This window comes from Micromonospora sp. NPDC023869 (genome assembly GCF_055559695.1).
Window position 1 is genome coordinate 291,329 of record NZ_JBVHKD010000005.1, and the last position, 16,701, is coordinate 308,029.

Sequence of the window (16,701 nt, forward strand, 5' to 3'; positions counted from 1 at the left end):
GCCGACGCACGGTCAGCCGGCGAACAGATCGTCGACGGTCCCGTCGACCGGCCGGCCCCGGGCGGTCAGCTCCGCCGACTGGCGGGCCAGCACCGCGCCCACCTCGGTCATGTCCGCCCCGGCCAGCCCGGTCCGCCGGACCGCGTCGCCGGAGTCGCGGAAGTAGGTGCGGCTGAGCAGCCCGGTGACGGTCGCGGCGGCCAGCCGCGCCTCGCCGAGCATCAGCAGGGCCTGGTCTGTCTCGTACCACTCGGCCAGCCGGACCGCCCGCGCGTGCGCGGCGCTGCCTCGATACCACGCCCGGCGGGCGGCACCGCTGAACTCGGCCGGACGGGCCCTCGCCAGCCGCCCGAGGTGCTCGTCGCGCAGGGTGCGCAGCCACCCGGTCGGATCGTGCAGCGGCCGGGTCGTCACGTACCGGTCGGCGGTCAGCGGCCACCGCGAGGTGAGCTGCCGGGCCTGACGCAGGCGCTCCTCGGCGGCGGCCACGGTCAGGTCGACGAGCACCCCGTCGACCCGCCGGGTGGCCGAGGGCGGCCCAGTGCCGGGTCGGTACGTGACCACCAGCAGCCCGACCTCGCTGTCCCCTCCGCCGTCGTCGTCGCCGTGCGCGAGCGGCCCGTGCACCGCGACGGCGAGCACGTCGGCGGGGAAGCGTCGACGGACCGCCTCGGCGACGCGTTCGGCCACGTGCCACCGGGGATCGTTCCGGTGCTCCTGGGCACCGTCCACACCGACCACCCCACGATCGCGCCACCGTGCGGACCGTCGCCGGCAGCGACGGCCCGGTCACCGCACACCCTAGTGCGGCGCGGGCGGCCCGTCCGGCGCGTCCGTGCCGTCGGGCGTGCCGGAGGCCGTCGGCACCAACCGGAAGACCCGGATCTCCCGGTCGCCGGCCCGCCGCACGTACGCCTCGTACGCGGGCCAGGCGTCGACCAGCAGTCGCCACAGCCGCTCGCGTTCGGCACCGGTCGCCGGTTCGCCGCGGACCGCGATGCGACGCCCGGACACGTCCACCTCGGCGCGCGGTTCGGCGAGCAGGTTCAGCGACCAGGCGGGCTGCTGGGCCTGGCCCCAGTTGGAGCCGACCACCACGTACCCGTCGCCGTCGCGCACATAGAGCAGCGGGTTGCTGCGCGGCTTGCCGGAGCGGCGGCCGGTGGTGGTGATGATCAGGGACGGCACCAGCCCGAGCGCGACCACTCGACCCTTGGTCAGCCGGCCGACCGCCCGGTCGAGCGGCACCAGCAGCCGGGCCGTGGCGCCGAACCAGGGGTGGTGGCCGATCCGGCGGGTCACGTTCCGCACTATGGACATCGGGACATTCTGCATCCACCGGCGTCGGTACGACAACGCCGCCGCCGCTCCGCCCGCGTCCCTTCAGTCCAGGCGGCGTTCCACCGGCAGCCGGGATCGGGTCAGCAGCGCCGCCCCGGCCATCGCGACCAGCGGCACCACGACCAGCACGCCGAGGGTGAGCCAGGGCACCACCAGCGGGTACGGCGACTCCACCGGCCACCCCTCGGTCAACCGTCGGTTGGTGAAGGTCAGGATGATCGCCGCCGAGCCGAGCCCGGCGACGATGCCCAGCAACGAGCCGAGCACGGCGATCACCCCGGCCTGGCAGAGCGACAGCAGTCGTCGCACGCCCGGACCGGCACCGACCGACGCGAGGGTGGACAGGTCGGCCCGCCCCTCGGCGGCGGCGAGTCCGGTGGCGATCCCGGCGGCCCCCACCGTCACCAGCGCCGAGACTCCGGCGAGCAGGAGCAGGAACGGCTCGGCGCCGCCGAAGCCCTTGCCGACCTCGAACTGTGCGCCGACCGGACCGAGGGACTCCAACGCGTCGACGAACCGGTCCCGTTGCCGCTGCTCCGGCGGCTCGTCGGCGGCGACGGCCCAACCGGTCTGCCGGACGGTGAGGCCGAGGCGGTCGGCCGCAGCGGGCGAGAGCAGTAGCCAGGGTGGCCGCATGTCGCTCCGCGTCGCGTACCCGGGCACGGTCGTGGTGGCCGCCTCCGCCGTGCGGTCGTCCGGCTCGACCCGGAGGTGCAGGCGACCGTCGGCGAGGTAGCGCGGGTCGGTGACCACCGCGCCACCCGCGCGCAGGACGGCCGTGGCGTCGGCGACCTCGGCCGGCGCGGCACCGGTGAGCATCGGCAGCGCCGTGCCGTCGTCGACCGCCACCTGGAAATAGCCGTCGAGGTGGTCCTCGGACGGCCCCTGACAGCGTTGGTCGGCCCGGGCCCGCCGCTGGTCGGCCTCGCTCATCGTGTCGTAGGGGCGCCACGGGCAGAACTGTTCCGCTGGCGGCACCGCGCTCACCAGACAGGCGTCGAAGACCGGCCGGCAGCCGGCCGCGATCAGCGGGGCGACCGTCGCGGCACCGAGATGGTCCCGGGCCGCAGCGGTGACGGTGTCCCGGCCGAGTGAACCGTCGGCCCCCGGGTCGTGGGCGGTGACCAGCACCGTCCGGTCCGGCAGCAGCGGACGGTACTGCTCGTCGGATCGGATGTCCTCACTGGCCAGGAAGGCCCCCAGAGCGACGCTGCCGGCGACCGCCGCCATCACCGCCGAGATGGCCGGCGCGGTCGAGGAACGGTTGCGACTGGCGTCGCGTACCGCGATCCGGGGCGCCAGCGGGAGGAACCGGCCGAGCCGGGCCAGCAGCCCGACCAGCGTCGGCGTGGCGAAGACCAGCCCGAGTTCGCCGAGCACCAGCCCGGCGAGGATGATCGACGAACGGACCATCGCCGCACCGATCCCGGCGATGACCAACCCGGTGACGGCGAGCAGCACACCGAGCGCCAGCCAGCGCCGCCGGTGGGTGGGTGCGCCGCGTCGGCCGGCGAGCCCGGCGACCACGTCCTGCCGGGCGGCGGTCCAGGCCGGCGCGAGCGCGGCCAGCACCCCGGCGAGTACGGCGACGAGTGCGATCACGCCCAGCGCCGCCGGCCAGACGCGGTACCCGGCGAAGCGGTGCTGGAAGACGAACTCCTCGACCAGCGGCCGGGCGGCGAACGCGGAGAGCACGCCGAGCGCCACCCCGACGGCGGCACCGAGGCACCCCAGCAGCACGCCGTCGGCGAGCACCACGCGGCGGAGCTGCGCCGCGTCGCCGCCCGCCACCGCGACGAGCGCCAGCTCCCGCCGCCGTCGCCGGACCCCCACCGCGAAGGCCGGGCCGACCAGCAGGACCACCTCCAGCAGGCCCAGTCCGCCGATCAGCATCCCGGTGCCGATCGCCTCCGCGCCCAGGCTGTTACCGAGCGGACGGACCGCCTCCACCGGGCTCGACGGAGCCCAGACGCGGGCACCGACCACCACTCCGTTGCGGTTGAGGTGGCGGAACAGATCGTCGGTGACCGGCTCGGGCAGGTCGACCAGGAACACGGTGTCGTGGTCCAGCGAACCCGACGGTTCACCGGCGGGACGCAGGAACGCCATCGGCTCCAGCGACTCCGGCAGTTCGACCACACCGACGACGGTCCAGCTCCTCGTGCCGTCCCCGGCGTTGAGCGCGCCCCCGACGTCGACGCCGAGGGTGCGCCGAGCGGCCCGGTTCAGCGCGACCTCGTCGGCCGTGGCCGGCACCCGACCCTCGTGGACCCGAACGAGGCCGCCGGCGAGCGGATCGGTGAGGTCGACCTCGGTGGCGGATACGTCGTCGCGGATCCGGGTGCCGTCCCGGACCGGCATCGGCACCCAGCGGCGTACCGGGGAGACCTGGCTGTCCGCCGGGAGCAGCCGGAGGATGTCGTCCACGGTGACCGTCTCGGGGATCCGATCCTCCGGCGCGTTCCAAACGCTGCCGTCGGCGTTCTGGGTGACCGGCCCCTGACTGACCACCCGCAGCTCCGCGTCGGCGTTGCCGAGCCGCTGCTCCAGCTTCTCGGCGGGATCGAGCTGGGCCATGTCCGCGCTGACCGCGATGAAGGACAGGGCCAGGACGGGCAGGACGATCATCGCCAGCACCAGAGCGGTACGCCCACGGGCCCGCGTCGCCTCACGCCGGGCGATCCGCAGCGCGGCCCGCCAGGAACCGAGCGTCTCGGCCGACCGGCTCCGGCGGGGCCGCTCGGGTGGGAGGTCGTGCACCGGCCGCGGATGGGGGCGGAGGCTCACCGAGGACTGCCGGAGAGCAGCGCGTCGACGCCGGCCAGCGGGGCGGTCGAGTCGACCTCCACTCCGTCGCGCAGGAACACCACCCGGTCCGCCCAGGCGGCGTGCCGCGCCTCGTGGGTGACCAGCACGCCGGCCGCTCCGGCGTCGACCCGGCGGCGCAGCAGCCGCAGGACGGCCTCACCGGTCTGCGAGTCCAGCGCCCCGGTCGGCTCGTCGGCCAGCACCAGACGCCGTTCGCCGACCAGTGCCCGGGCGATCGCCACACGCTGCTGCTGGCCGCCGGAGAGTTGGTCGGGGAAGCGGTCGCCGAGTTCGGCGAGACCCACCTCGGTCAGCGCGTCGAGCGCCAGCCGGCGGGCCCGGCGTACGCCCGCGCCGTCGAGTTCGAGGGGGAGGGCGACGTTCTCGGCGGCGGTCAGGCTGCCGATGAGGTTGAGGTTCTGGAAGATGTAGCCGATCCGGCGACGGCGCAGCCGGGCCAGACCACGCCGGTCCAGGGCGTGCAGTGGCTGTCCCTCGACGAGCACGTGACCGTCGGTCGGGCTGTCCAGCCCGCCGGCCAGGGTCAGCAGCGTGGACTTGCCGGAGCCGGAGGGACCCATCACGGCGACCAGTTCGCCGGGGCGGACGACCAGACTCACCCCGCGCAGCGCGTGCACCGCGGCCGGGCCGCTGCCGTGCGTCCGGTGCACGTCCCGCAGCTCCAGCACCGCCTCCGGGTCGGGTCCGGCGCCGTCGGGTCGGCTGGAGTCAGGTGTCGTGGGGGTGTCGCGGGTGGCCGACGCGGGCCGGTCGTCCGCGCTCACCGCCAGGCCTCCTCACCACTGCGGCCCGCCGCCTCGGGCAGTGGCGTCGGGCCGGAGGCTGGGGGGCGATGCCGCACCAGGCTGCTCTCGCAGTGGTCGAGCCAGCGCACCTCCGCCTCGGCCTGGAAGACCATCGCGTCCAGCACCAGTCGCCACGGCAGGTCCTCGGGTCGGTCGCTGGAGTACTTCAGCCGGGTCAGTTCCTGGAGTGTCCGCATCGTCGCGGTGCGCTGGGTCTGCACCACGGAGCGAACGTCCACCCCCGGCGTGGTCAGCGCCAACGCCAGCTTGATCGCCAGTTCGTCGCGGGGCCGGTCGTTGCGGCTGATCGGGGTGGCGAACCACAGCGTCAGGTCCGCCCGTCCGGCTTCGGTGATCTCGTACGGCCGCTGCCCGGCCTCGCTCTCCGGCAACGACCGCACCAGCCCGTCCCGCTCCAGCCGGGACAGGGTGGTGTAGACCTGCCCGATGTTGAGCGGCCAGGTGGAACCGGTCGACTCCTCGAAGGCGGCCCGGAGCTGGTAGCCGTACATCTGGCCGCGTTCGAGCAGGGCGAGCAGGCCGTGACGGATGGACATGGAACCGGAGTATGCATACCTGGTATGCCATCCGCAACCGGTGCGGACCGTGATGCTGCCTACCCATCGACGGGCGTGTCCCTCAGGCGGGGCGACCCGGGAACGGCACGGTCAGCGGGGTGGTGCCGGCGCTCCGCCGCCACCGCGTCGCCCGGACCGCGTACTCGACCAGAGCGGCCAGGGCGCGTTCCCGCTCGGCGCCGGTGCTGACCGGCAGCGCCGCCCGCCAGAACGCCGCCGTACGCTCCTCCACCACGATCGCGAGCCGCAGCGCGCTGGCCCGGTCGGTCACCGGGAAGGGCAGGGCGTAGCCGGCCCGGTCCGGCGGCACGGTCCCGCCACCGGTGCTGATCTGCATCACCAGTGCGTCCCGCCGGCCCCGGTGGGCCGCCTCCGCCTCGGCGGCGGCCGCCCGTTCGTCACGGGGCAGGCGCACTCCGATCGGGCCGTAGGCCCAGATGGCCGCGTACTCGGCGGTCAACGCCCCGGCGAGCGCCTCACCGGGCCCGGCCGGCGCACCGCGCCCGGTGCTCCATCCGCTCATCGCAGCGCCTCCAGGTGGCTGGCACGGGCGGCGGCGACGGAGCCCAGCACCGCGGCCCGCTCGGCGGGCGCGGCGGCGCAGGCGGCCTTGGCCGACTCCCGGCCGGACCGCTCGGCCTGGCGCAGCGCGGCCAGCGCGGCGGTCGGCTCGCCCGACCCGACGGCGGGCGCGGACCAGGACGGCCCGGTCGGCACGGCCGAGCCGGACGGCGTCGCGGCACCGGTCAACCGGGCCAGTTCGGCCGCGTGTGCCTCGTGTGACTCGGCGAGCGGGACGAGCCGGGCGGCCAGGTCGGGGTGGGCGGTGGCGGCGGCGCGCAGCCCCGCGGCGAGACTCAGCGACTCGTCCACCAGCGGGTCCAGCGGATCCGGCTCCGGTGGCCGCTCGTCCCCGCCGAAGAGACCGCAACCGCTCAGCGGCACGGCGGCCCCACCCAGCGCCAGCAGCGCACCGGCCCGCAGGACCGTGCGCCGGGACAGCTCGGCGGACCCGTCCGATTGACTCGTCATGCCCATCACCACCGGACAAGTCAACACCATCGGCGCGGGCCGTGTGGCGCGGTGGCGCCGGTGCGCCGCCCGGGCTCTCTTCCGCCGGGCGCGTTACGCTCTGCGCAACCACCGGCGCGCCCGCACCGGTGGCGTACCGGCGTGGCGGCCGACGAGTAGTGGAAGGTCCAACAGATGACGCAGCGTGGCCGTGCCACCAGAACGACGGGGCGACCCCGTGGCGGCCAGGCTCCGCGAGGTGGTCCCGCGCCGCGCAGCGCGCAGGGTGGCCGGGGCGACCTGTCCGCCCGCCGCGAGCGGCTGCGCGCGGTGATCGCGCCGGTCGTCGCCGAGGCCGGCTACGACCTGGAGGACCTGGCCGTCTCCCGGGCCGGCCGGCGGCACGTGGTACGCGTGATCGTCGATGCCGACGGCGGCATCAACCTGGACGCGGTCGCCGACGTGTCGCGGGCGGTCTCGGCGGCGCTGGACGCGGCCGAGGAAGCCGGCGGCGACATCGTCGCCGGGGAGTACCAACTGGAGGTCAGCTCGCCGGGCGTGGACCGGCCGCTGACCCTGCCCCGGCACTGGCGGCGCAACGTCGGCCGGCTGGTCCGGGTGACCGTGCGCGGTGGCGGGACGGCCGGCGACCGGCAGGTCACCGGGCGGGTGGTGGAGGCCGACGACGAGCGCGTGGTGCTGGAGACCGACACCGAGCGCGCCGAGTGGGCGTACGCCGAGCTGGGGCCGGGCCGGGTGCAGGTCGAGTTCAGCCGCCTCGACGAACTGGCCGAATCAGAAGACCTCGACGACGATGACGATGACGATGATGTGGAGGACGAGGAGAGGTGAACATAGACCTCGCGGCGCTGCGCGCACTCGAGCGCGAGCGGGAGATCCCGTTCGACACGATCCTCGCGGCGATCGAGACCGCGCTGCTGACCGCGTACCGGCACACCGAGGGTGCGCAGCCGCACGCCCGGGTGGAGATCGACCGCAAGACCGGCGTGGCCCTGGTCTACGCCCAGGAACTGGGCGACGAGGGCACCGTTGATCGGGAGTGGGACGACACTCCGCACGACTTCGGGCGGATCGCCGCCATGACCGCCAAACAGGTCATCCTCCAGCGGTTGCGGGAGGCCACCGACGAGGTGCACTTCGGCGAGTACGCCGGCCGCGACGGTGACCTGGTGACCGGTGTGGTGCAGGCGCACGAGGCCCGGGCCGAGAAGGGCATCGTCACGGTCGACCTGGGCAAGCTGGAGGGGGTGCTGCCCCAGTCCGAGCAGGTGCCCGGGGAGCGGTACACCCACGGCGAGCGGATCCGCTGCGTGGTGGTGCACGTGGCCAAGGGGATGCGCGGCCCGCAGATCACGCTGTCGCGTACCCACCCGAACCTGGTGAAGAAGCTCTTCGCCCTGGAGGTGCCGGAGATCGCCGACGGCACGGTCGAGATCAGCGCGATCGCGCGTGAGGCCGGTCACCGTACGAAGATCGCGGTCCGCTCCACCGCTCCCGGAGTCAACGCCAAGGGCGCCTGCATCGGCCCGATGGGGCAGCGGGTCCGGGCGGTGATGAGCGAGCTGCACGGCGAGAAGATCGACATCATCGACTGGTCCGACGACCCGGCGAGCTTCGTCGGCAACGCGTTGTCGCCGGCCAAGGCGCTGCGGGTCGAGGTGGTGGACCTGGGTGCCCGGGCGGCCCGGGTGACCGTGCCGGACTTCCAGCTCTCCCTGGCGATCGGGCGGGAAGGGCAGAACGCCCGCCTTGCTGCCCGGTTGACCGGTTGGCGGATCGACATCCGGTCCGACGCCGAACAGGCCGGCTCCAGCGGCCGCCCGGGGGCCGATCACGTCCGGGAGCCAGGCGGAGCGGTCTCGGGTAGCTAGGGGTAGACTCTTTCCAGTGGCACGACGCGCGCTGCCGGAGCGCACCTGTGTGGGTTGCCGACGGCGGGCACCGGCCAGTGAACTACTACGGATCGTCGCGGTCGGTGACGAGGCTGGATTCAGCCTTCGACCCGATCCGGCCCGTAGACTGCCGGGTCGGGGAGCGAACATGCACCCAGATCCGGCCTGCTTCGCGCAGGCAGTGCGGCGTCGCGCCTTCGGGCGCGCGCTGCGCCTCGCCGGGGTTCCAGATGACGGCACCCTCGCGGAGTACCTGACGCGTTAACCACCACGTCCGGTCATCCGACCGGGTGTGGCCGCTAGCAAGGTAGGACGACCGACATGAGCACACGATGAAGTCCCAGAAATGACCAGGCTTCAAGTGCACGAGTGAGGTCGCTGCGGGTGCTGCCCGCACGACCTCGGAGTGAGGAGTGCAGTGGCAGGCAAGGCCCGCGTACACGAGCTTGCGAAAGAGCTCGGGGTCGAAAGCAAGACCGTTCTCGCCAAGCTGAAGGAAATGGGCGAGTTCGTCAAGTCCGCGTCGAGCACCGTCGAGGCGCCCGTCGCCCGGCGACTTCGTAACGCGTTCGTCGCCTCCGGCGGCTCTGGTGCCCCGGCGGCTGCGCCGTCGGCCGCACCGGCTCCGACGGCAGCACCCGCCCCGCCGTCGACCCCCGGCGAGCCCCGGGTCACCGCCAAGCCGACGCCGCCGCGGCGTCCGGCGATGCCCGGGCCGAAGCCGAAGGCGCCGGTTCCCGGCCCTCCGCCGGCGGCGGCCCCGGTCGCCAAGCCGGCGAGTGCCCACGACATCGAGGTGGCCGCCGCCGAGGCGCGCGCCGCCGCGCTGAAGGCCGAGCAGGAGGCCGCGGTCAAGGCCGCGCAGGCCGCCCGCCAGCAGCAGCGCGAGAACGTCCGCCGGGAGCCTCCGGCCGACGGTGGCGCCCGTCCGGGTCCGCGGCCCGGTCCCGGCACCATGCCGCCCCGCCCGGGTTCCCCGGCTGCGGGTCGTCCCGGTGGCCCGAACCCCGGCCCGGGTGGTCGGCAGGGTCGCCCGCCGGCGCGTGGCGCCGGTAACAACCCCTTCGGTATCCAGGGCAGCCAGCAGCAGCGGCCGCCGGCCGCCGGTGCCGGTGGCCCCCGGCCCAGCCCGGCCTCGATGCCGCCGCGGCCGAGTCCCGCCTCGATGCCGCCGCGGCCCAGCCCGGCCTCCATGCCGAGTCAGCGTCCCGGTCGTCCGGGTGGCCCGGGTGCCGGTCGTCCCGGTGGCGGCGGTGCCGGTCGTCCGGGTGGCGGCGGCGGCGGCGGTTACCGTGGCGGCCCCGGTGGTGGTGGCGGTGGCGGCGGCTACCGTGGCGGCCCCGGTGGTGGTGGCGGTGGCGGCGGCTACCGTGGCGGCCCCGGTGGCGGCGGTGGCGCCGGTGCCGGTGGTGGCTTCCGGCCGGGTGGTCCGGCCGGTGGCGGCGGTCGTCCGGGTGGCGGCGGTCGTGGCCGTGGCGGCGGTGCCGCCGGTGCCTTCGGGCGTCCGGGTGGCAAGCCGACCCGTGGTCGCAAGTCCAAGAAGCAGCGCAGACAGGAGTTCGACAACCTGTCGGCCCCGACCATGAGCTCGGGTGCTCCCCGGGGTCAGGGGCAGACGGTCCGGCTCTCCCGTGGCGCCTCGCTGTCGGACTTCGCCGACAAGATCAACGCCAACCCGGGTTCGCTGGTCCAGGAGATGTTCAACCTGGGCGAGATGGTCACCGCGACCCAGTCGTGCTCCGACGACACCCTGCTGCTGCTGGGTGAGCACCTCGGCTTCAACGTGCAGATCGTCAGCCCGGAGGACGAGGACCGCGAGCTGCTCGCGCAGTTCAACATCGACCTCGACGCCGAGGTCGCGGAGGACCGCCTGGTCAGCCGTGCGCCGGTGGTGACCGTCATGGGTCACGTCGACCACGGTAAGACCAAGCTGCTCGACGCGATCCGCAAGGCGAACGTGGTGGCCGGCGAGGCCGGTGGCATCACCCAGCACATCGGCGCCTACCAGGTCCACGTCCCGCACGAGGGCGAGGACCGGGCGGTCACCTTCATCGACACCCCGGGTCACGAGGCGTTCACCGCCATGCGTGCCCGTGGTGCCCAGGTCACCGACATCGTGATCCTGGTGGTGGCGGCCGACGACGGCGTGATGCCGCAGACCATCGAGGCGCTCAACCACGCCAAGGCGGCGGACGTGCCGATCGTGGTCGCGGTCAACAAGGTCGACAAGCCGGAGGCCAACCCGGACAAGGTCCGCCAGCAGCTGACCGAGTACGGCCTGGTCGCCGAGGAGTACGGCGGCGAGACCATGTTCGTCAACGTGGCCGCGAAGCCCGGCATCGGCATCGAGGAACTCCTCGAGGCCGTGCTGCTCACCGCCGACGCGTCGCTGGAGCTGACCGCTCCGACCGACGGGCCGGCGCAGGGTGTGGCCATCGAGGCGCACCTGGACAAGGGCCGTGGCGCGGTGGCGACGGTGCTGGTGCAGAAGGGCACCCTGCGGGCGGGCGACTCGATCGTCGCCGGTGGGGCGCACGGCCGGGTCCGGGCGATGCTCGACGAGAACGGCAACCAGGTCACCGAGGCCGGCCCGGCGCGTCCGGTCATGGTCCTCGGCCTGACCGCGGTGCCCGGTGCCGGTGACACCTTCCTCGCCGCGGCGGACGACCGCACGGTGCGGCAGATCGCCGAGCAGCGTCAGGCGCGGCGGCGGGCGGCGGCCTTCGCCAACTCCCGTGGCCGGGCCACCCTCGAGACGCTCATGGAGCAGCTCAAGGAGGGCGAGAAGACGTCGCTCAACCTCATCCTCAAGGGCGATGTCTCCGGTTCGGTGGAGGCCCTGGAGGACGCGCTGTTCAACCTGGACATCCCCGAGGAGGTCCAGCTCAAGGTCCTCGACCGGGGCGTCGGCGCGATCACCGAGAGCAACGTCATGCTCGCGAGCGCCTCGTCCGAGCCGGTCACGATCATCGGCTTCAACGTGCGGGCCTCCAACAAGGTCCGCGAGATGGCCGACCGCGAGGGCGTGGAGATCCGGTACTACACCGTCATCTACCAGGCCATCGAGGAGATCGAGGCGGCGCTCAAGGGCCTGCTCAAGCCGGAGTACGAGGAGGTCGAGCTGGGCAGCGCGGAGATCCGCGAGGTCTTCCGCTCGTCCAAGATCGGCAACATCTCCGGTTGCATCGTCCGGTCGGGCATCATCCGACGCAACGCGAAGGCGCGCCTGCTGCGCGACGGCACGGTCGTGGCGGACAACATCACGATCAGCTCGCTCAAGCGGTTCAAGGACGACGCGACCGAGGTCCGCGAGGGCTTCGAGTGTGGTCTGACGCTGTCCGGTTACAACAACGTGCAGCCGGGCGACATCATCGAGACCTTCGAGATGCGGGAGAAGGTTCGCGCCTGATCCGGTAGTGACGCACTGATCGAGGGGTTTACGCCGAATGGCGTAAACCCCTTGATCATGTGGGGTGGGGTGCGGGTAGTGTCCGCAGCGATGTTCACCGCAACCGCAGTGTTCGACCTGCTGCTGCCGGGCGACTCCCGGTCGCTGAAGGCGAAGAGATCGTACGTACGGCCGATCGTGGCGGCGCTGCGCCGCTTCGAGGTGTCGGCCGCCGAGGTGGGTGCGCTCGACCTGCACGGTCGAGCCGAGATAGGAGTGGCGGTCGTGGCCGCGGAGGCGGCGCACGCCCGTGAGGTGCTCGACTCGTGCGAGCGCCTGGTGGCCGGTCGACCGGAGGTCGAGTTGCTGTCGGTGCGCCGCCGACTGCACGGCGCGGAGGACTGACCGGTGGCGGTCGCGGCCACCTGCCGCCCCGCGCGCCGGAGCACGTGGCGCGGGTAGGGTTTCCAGTGTTGGGGTCGGTGCGGGCTCCGGTGACGGCGTCGCCGGTTCCGGCCGGCAGCGGGACGCCGTGGAGGTGGCGGAGATGACGGATCCGGCCAAGGTACGTCGGCATGCGGAGCGGGTGCGTGAACTGGTCGCGTCGGTGGTGCGGAGCCAGATCAAGGACCCGCGGCTCGGCATGATCACTATCACCGACGCCCGGATAACCGCCGACCTGCGCGACGCCACGGTCTTCTACACCGTGCTCGGTGACGCGGCGGCACAGGCAGGCACCGCCGCCGCGCTGGACAGCGCCAAGGGCATGCTGCGCAGCACCGTCGGCAAGGCGCTCGGGCTGCGCCACTCGCCGACCCTCACCTTCGTCCTGGACGACGTGCAGGACCAGGTGAAGCACATCGACGATCTGCTCGCCGCGGCCCGGACTGCCGACGCGGAGGTGCAGCGCCTCGCCGCCAAGGCCGAGTACGCCGGTGAGGCCCAGCCCTACCGGCTCGACGACGAGGAAGACGAGGCCGACGAGGCCGCCGAGGCCGAGAACCAGCCCGGCACCGGTGACACGGACGAGACCCGGAGCGGGGAACGGCGGTGACCGCCCCCTCCGGCGGTGCGCTGACCGAGTCGGGCCCGGGCGCGGCGCTGCCGAGTCCGGCCCGCCCCGGCGCGGCCGAGGGGCCGGCGGTCTCCGCCGACCCGGACGCGGCGACCACCGGAGTCTCGACGGACGCGGCGACGTCGTCGTCCCCGGGCGGGTCCGCGCCGAGCGAGGCCGACTGGGCCGCGGCGGTGGCGGCGGTACGCCAGGTGGTGCCCGCCGGGCGGGTGCTGCTGATCTGCCACGTCAACCCGGACGGCGACGCGCTGGGCAGCATGCTCGGGTTCGGGCTCGGGCTGCGGCAGCTCGGCGTACGCCGGTTGCAGGCGACCTTCCCCGGGCCGCCGGAGGTGCCCGAGCCGTTCCGCGGCCTGCCCGGGCTGGAGCTGCTGGTCCCGGCGACCGAGGCCGACCCGGAGCCGGACCTGGTGATCTGCTTCGACGCGGCCAGCGACTCGCGCCTCGGCGACCTGGCCGACCGGCTGGCCGGCCCGGGCACCGCGCTGGTGCTCGACCACCACGCCTCCAACTCCGGCTTCGGTGACGTCAACCTGGTCGACCCGGCGGCGGCGGCGACCTCGGTGGTCGCGGAGGAGCTGCTGGCCCGGCTCGGCGTCCCGCTGGACGCCGGCATCGCCGAGTGCCTGTACGTGGCGTTGAGCACCGACACCGGCTCGTTCCGGTTCGACGCGACCACTCCGGCCGTGCACGAGATGGCGGCCCGTCTGCTGTCCACCGGCATCCGGCCGGGGGAGATCTCCCGGCGGGTGTTCGACAGCCGCCCGTTCGGCGCGGTGCGCCTCTTCGGCGAGGTGCTCGGCCGCGCCCGGCTGGAGCCCGAGGCGGCGTCCGGGCACGGCCTGGTCTGGACGTACGCGACCCTGGACGACCTGGCCCGGCACGACCAGCGACCGTACGTTCTGGAGGCGCTGATCGATCCGGTGCGGTGCACCGCCGAGGCCGACGTGAGCTGCGTGGTGAAGCAGACCGGGCCCCAGGAGTGGGCGGTGTCGCTGCGCAGCAAGGGTGCGGTGGACGTGAGCCGGGTGGCGGTCGCGCTGGGCGGTGGTGGGCATCGACTCGCCGCCGGGTTCACCGGCCGGGGCAGTGTGGACGAGGTGGTCGACCGGGTACGCGCCGAGTTGGTGGCGCCCGGGCCGGGAAGCGGTGTCGACCCCGAGGGGTGATTTCAGGGGTGGCTCGGGGGAGTGTTGCCATACCGCCGCCGGGAGATGACGGGGAGAATCGAGTGATGGAGCAGCCCCACGACCTCACGATCGACGCCCCCCGTACGTGGGAGAGACCGGTCGTCTGCGTACCGGTGCTGGTGGCCCTATCGCTGGTCGGCGGGCGGTTCCCGTCGTTCTCCACGGAGGCCAACCTCTATGTGTTCGGCACCGGCGGGCTGTTGATCTGGCTGGGCCTGACCAAGCGGGTGCAGGCCCGTCCGGCCCCGCAGCGCCTGGGTTCCGGCGCGGTCTGGTGGACGCTGCCGGTGGTGGTGTTCGGGGTGTTCGAGGGGGCCACGTTCTTCGCGGCGGCCGGTGACGACTTCCCCACCTTCTCGCTGCTGGCCGACCCGTTGTTGGAGGACCGGCTGGTCCGTTCCGCCGCCTGGCTGGTCTGGCTGTCGGCGTTCTGGGGGTTGGTGCGTCGATGATGCGGTATCTGGCGATCGGTGGGTTCCTGGTCGGCCTCGCGCTGTTCGCGGTGGTCGAGTGGATGGCGCGGCGGGAGGGCTCGCGCATTCCGACGCTCGGCGAGATGTGCGCCTACGTGATGCGCTACGAGGTCGGTCCGGTTCCGGTGGGCCGGATCGGGATGTTCGGCTTCTGGTGGTGGGTGGGCTGGCACTTCCTGGCCAGGTGACCGGGATTCCACCGGTCCAGATGGCGGGAACAGCACGCACCATGTGGACCTGAACGATAGCTTGGGAATAGACCGGTGCTGCTGTGGCGCGGGTCACGGGAGCGGAGCCCTACCCGGCGTCGCTTCCCCTCCAGGGTCGACCGACCCGGGCCAACCACCACACCACCCGTCCATAGCTCCGGTGATCCTGGGGCCGGTTCCGGGTGTCTGTCGTACACCGCCCGTGCTGCCGTCGCGCCAGTCGGCGCGCGCCCTGGAAGGGGTTCGCCATGCCCGCCAAGCCCAAGCCCGAGACCACCGACGAGGCCCGCGAGCAGGCCCGCCGCGCCCTGCAGACCTCGATGGACACCCGTCAGTGACCGTACGCGCCCGGCGGTGACGCCGAGCCGCATCGCGCGTACGGCGTCACCGCCTCGGATCGCCTGACGATCCCGGCGCGGCCCGCGCCACCGGCCGCGTACCGACCATCACCCGCCCTCCCGCCGTCCTGGCCGACGCCCGCGACGGGTAAGTGGCGCAGGAGCTTGCTCTCCTTACACATCGCGTGCCAGGATCGGCGGCGATGAGCCAGACCACCGTTGCCAGCCGTGTCGCCTCGCCGCGCCGGTTCGCCGCGCTCGCCCTGCCCGCCCTCGTGGTGCTGGCCGCCGAGCCGATCTATGTCCTCGTCGACACCGCCGTCGTCGGCCACCTGGGCCGCGTGCCGCTGGCCGCGGTGGCCGTCGGCGGCACCGTGATGACCCTGACCGCCTGGCTGGGCACCGTGGTCGCCTACGGCACCACCGGCCGGGCCGCCCGCCGCTTCGGCGCCGGTGACCGGGCCGCCGCCGTGGCCGAGGGCGTGCAGTCCTCCTGGCTGGCGTTCGGGGTGGGAGTGCTGGTCGTGGTCGCCATGCAGTTCGGTGGCGGCGCGCTGGCCGGCGCCCTCGCGGGCGGTGGCGAGGTGGGTGAGGCCGCCGGGCAGTGGCTGAGGGTCGCCGCCTTCGGTGCGCCCGGTCTGCTGCTCGCCGCCGCCGGCAACGGCTGGATGCGGGGCGTGCAGGACACCCGACGGCCGCTGTTCTTCGTGGTCGGCCCGAACCTGCTCTCCGCGGTGCTCTGTCCGGTGCTGGTCTATCCGGTGGGGATGGGGATGATCGGCTCGGCGGTGGCCAACGCGGTCGCACAGACCCTCGGCGGCGTGCTCTTCGTCGGCGCGCTGATCTCCGAGCGGGCCCCGCTGCGCCCGCACCTGCGGGTCATCCGCCAGCAACTCGTGCTCAGCCGGGACCTGCTGATCCGGGGCGTGGCGTTCCAGGTCAGCTTCCTGTCGGCGACCGCCGTGGCGGCCCGGTTCGGTGCCGCCGTGGTCGGTGCCCACCAGATCGCCGTGCAGCTCTGGTTCTTCGCCGCGCTGGTGCTCGACGCGTTGGCCATCGCCGCGCAGGCGCTGGTCGGTGCGGCCCTCGGCGGCGGTGACGCGGCGGTGGCGCGGGCCCTGGCCCGCCGGGTCGCCTGGCTGGGCGCGGTCTGCGGCACCGCCTTCGCAGTGCTGGTGGCGGCCGGTGCCGGTGTGGTGCCGGCACTGTTCACCCCGGACACCGCCGTGCACGCGCAGGCGATGGTGGCCTGGCCGTGGTTCGTCGCGATGCTGCCGCTGGCCGGGGTGGTGTTCGCCCTGGACGGCGTGCTGATCGGTGCCGGTGACATCCGCTATCTGCGCAATCTGACCATGGCCGGTGCGCTGGGCGGGTTCCTGCCGGCGATCTGGCTCGCCTACGCCTTCGAGCTCGGCCTCGGCGGGATCTGGGCGGGCCTGATGCTGTTCGTCGTCGTCCGGCTGGTCGGTCTGGTGCTGCGGCTGCGCAGCGGTGCCTGGGCGGTGACCGGCGCGGTCCGGGACGAGACGCGGACCGCCGACGCCGTCGCGTGACGGCGATGCGGCGGCGGT

At 73.9% G+C, this 16,701-nt stretch carries 17 protein-coding genes; 10 read left to right on the plus strand and 7 right to left on the minus strand.

The annotated features are described in order from the left end of the window. Window positions 1-12 precede the first annotated feature (12 nt). From ACZ31C_RS17510 to ACZ31C_RS17540, 7 genes are all read right to left on the minus strand, one after another. The gene (locus ACZ31C_RS17510; RefSeq protein ID WP_465796162.1) at window positions 13-732 is read right to left on the minus strand and encodes a nucleotidyltransferase domain-containing protein; all 720 of its coding nucleotides are present in this window, start codon (window positions 730-732) and stop codon (window positions 13-15) included. Between the two features lie 69 nt (window positions 733-801). Further along, complete coding sequence (locus tag ACZ31C_RS17515) at window positions 802-1,320, minus strand: nitroreductase/quinone reductase family protein (RefSeq protein ID WP_465796163.1); 519 nt, start codon at window positions 1,318-1,320, stop codon at window positions 802-804. 63 nt (window positions 1,321-1,383) lie between these two features. Further along, window positions 1,384-4,101: an FtsX-like permease family protein gene (locus ACZ31C_RS17520; protein WP_465796164.1), complete on the minus strand. Its 2,718-nt coding sequence runs from the start codon at window positions 4,099-4,101 to the stop codon at window positions 1,384-1,386. A gap of 23 nt (window positions 4,102-4,124) precedes the next feature. Further along, on the minus strand, window positions 4,125-4,838 hold the full coding sequence (locus tag ACZ31C_RS17525; RefSeq protein ID WP_465796247.1) for an ABC transporter ATP-binding protein: 714 nt from the start codon (window positions 4,836-4,838) through the stop codon (window positions 4,125-4,127). 92 nt (window positions 4,839-4,930) lie between these two features. Beyond that, entirely contained in the window at window positions 4,931-5,512 is a 582-nt protein-coding gene (locus tag ACZ31C_RS17530) for a PadR family transcriptional regulator (protein WP_396745313.1), read from the minus strand. Between the two features lie 82 nt (window positions 5,513-5,594). Further along, on the minus strand, window positions 5,595-6,056 hold the full coding sequence (locus ACZ31C_RS17535; protein WP_465796165.1) for a ferritin-like domain-containing protein: 462 nt from the start codon (window positions 6,054-6,056) through the stop codon (window positions 5,595-5,597). Beyond that, a complete protein-coding gene (locus ACZ31C_RS17540) occupies window positions 6,053-6,565 on the minus strand; it encodes a hypothetical protein (protein ID WP_465796166.1) in 513 nt (170 codons plus the stop codon). The genes ACZ31C_RS17535 and ACZ31C_RS17540 overlap by 4 nt, the downstream gene beginning before the upstream one ends. A gap of 174 nt (window positions 6,566-6,739) precedes the next feature. Here ACZ31C_RS17540 and rimP point away from each other — a divergent pair, with 174 nt between their 5' ends. The 10 genes from rimP to ACZ31C_RS17590 all read left to right on the plus strand — a co-directional run bounded on the left by rimP (window position 6,740) and on the right by ACZ31C_RS17590 (window position 16,683). Continuing rightward, complete coding sequence (rimP, locus tag ACZ31C_RS17545; protein ID WP_350693760.1) at window positions 6,740-7,396, plus strand: ribosome maturation factor RimP; 657 nt, start codon at window positions 6,740-6,742, stop codon at window positions 7,394-7,396. Then, window positions 7,393-8,436 (plus strand): transcription termination factor NusA, encoded by a 1,044-nt coding sequence (gene nusA / locus ACZ31C_RS17550; protein WP_465796167.1) that lies wholly within the window; start codon window positions 7,393-7,395, stop codon window positions 8,434-8,436. The genes rimP and nusA overlap by 4 nt, the downstream gene beginning before the upstream one ends. 49 nt (window positions 8,437-8,485) lie before the next feature. Further along, on the plus strand, window positions 8,486-8,722 hold the full coding sequence (locus ACZ31C_RS17555; RefSeq protein ID WP_465796248.1) for a YlxR family protein: 237 nt from the start codon (window positions 8,486-8,488) through the stop codon (window positions 8,720-8,722). Window positions 8,723-8,875: 153 nt separating this feature from the next. Then, window positions 8,876-11,866 carry a translation initiation factor IF-2 gene (infB, locus tag ACZ31C_RS17560; protein ID WP_465796168.1) on the plus strand — a complete coding sequence of 997 codons (2,991 nt, stop codon included), beginning with the start codon at window positions 8,876-8,878 and terminating at the stop codon, window positions 11,864-11,866. A gap of 90 nt (window positions 11,867-11,956) precedes the next feature. Further along, entirely contained in the window at window positions 11,957-12,250 is a 294-nt protein-coding gene (locus ACZ31C_RS17565) for a DUF503 domain-containing protein (protein ID WP_350693767.1), read from the plus strand. Window positions 12,251-12,392: 142 nt separating this feature from the next. After that, on the plus strand, window positions 12,393-12,899 hold the full coding sequence (gene rbfA / locus ACZ31C_RS17570; RefSeq protein WP_465796169.1) for a 30S ribosome-binding factor RbfA: 507 nt from the start codon (window positions 12,393-12,395) through the stop codon (window positions 12,897-12,899). 194 nt (window positions 12,900-13,093) lie between these two features. Next, complete coding sequence (locus ACZ31C_RS17575) at window positions 13,094-14,089, plus strand: bifunctional oligoribonuclease/PAP phosphatase NrnA (protein WP_396745458.1); 996 nt, start codon at window positions 13,094-13,096, stop codon at window positions 14,087-14,089. A 65-nt stretch (window positions 14,090-14,154) separates the two neighbouring features. Further along, window positions 14,155-14,562: a hypothetical protein gene (locus tag ACZ31C_RS17580; protein ID WP_350693770.1), complete on the plus strand. Its 408-nt coding sequence runs from the start codon at window positions 14,155-14,157 to the stop codon at window positions 14,560-14,562. Further along, window positions 14,562-14,771: a DUF6186 family protein gene (locus tag ACZ31C_RS17585; RefSeq protein WP_396745455.1), complete on the plus strand. Its 210-nt coding sequence runs from the start codon at window positions 14,562-14,564 to the stop codon at window positions 14,769-14,771. The genes ACZ31C_RS17580 and ACZ31C_RS17585 overlap by 1 nt, the downstream gene beginning before the upstream one ends. Window positions 14,772-15,333: 562 nt before the next feature. After that, window positions 15,334-16,683 carry an MATE family efflux transporter gene (locus ACZ31C_RS17590; RefSeq protein WP_465796170.1) on the plus strand — a complete coding sequence of 450 codons (1,350 nt, stop codon included), beginning with the start codon at window positions 15,334-15,336 and terminating at the stop codon, window positions 16,681-16,683. Window positions 16,684-16,701: the final 18 nt, after the last annotated feature.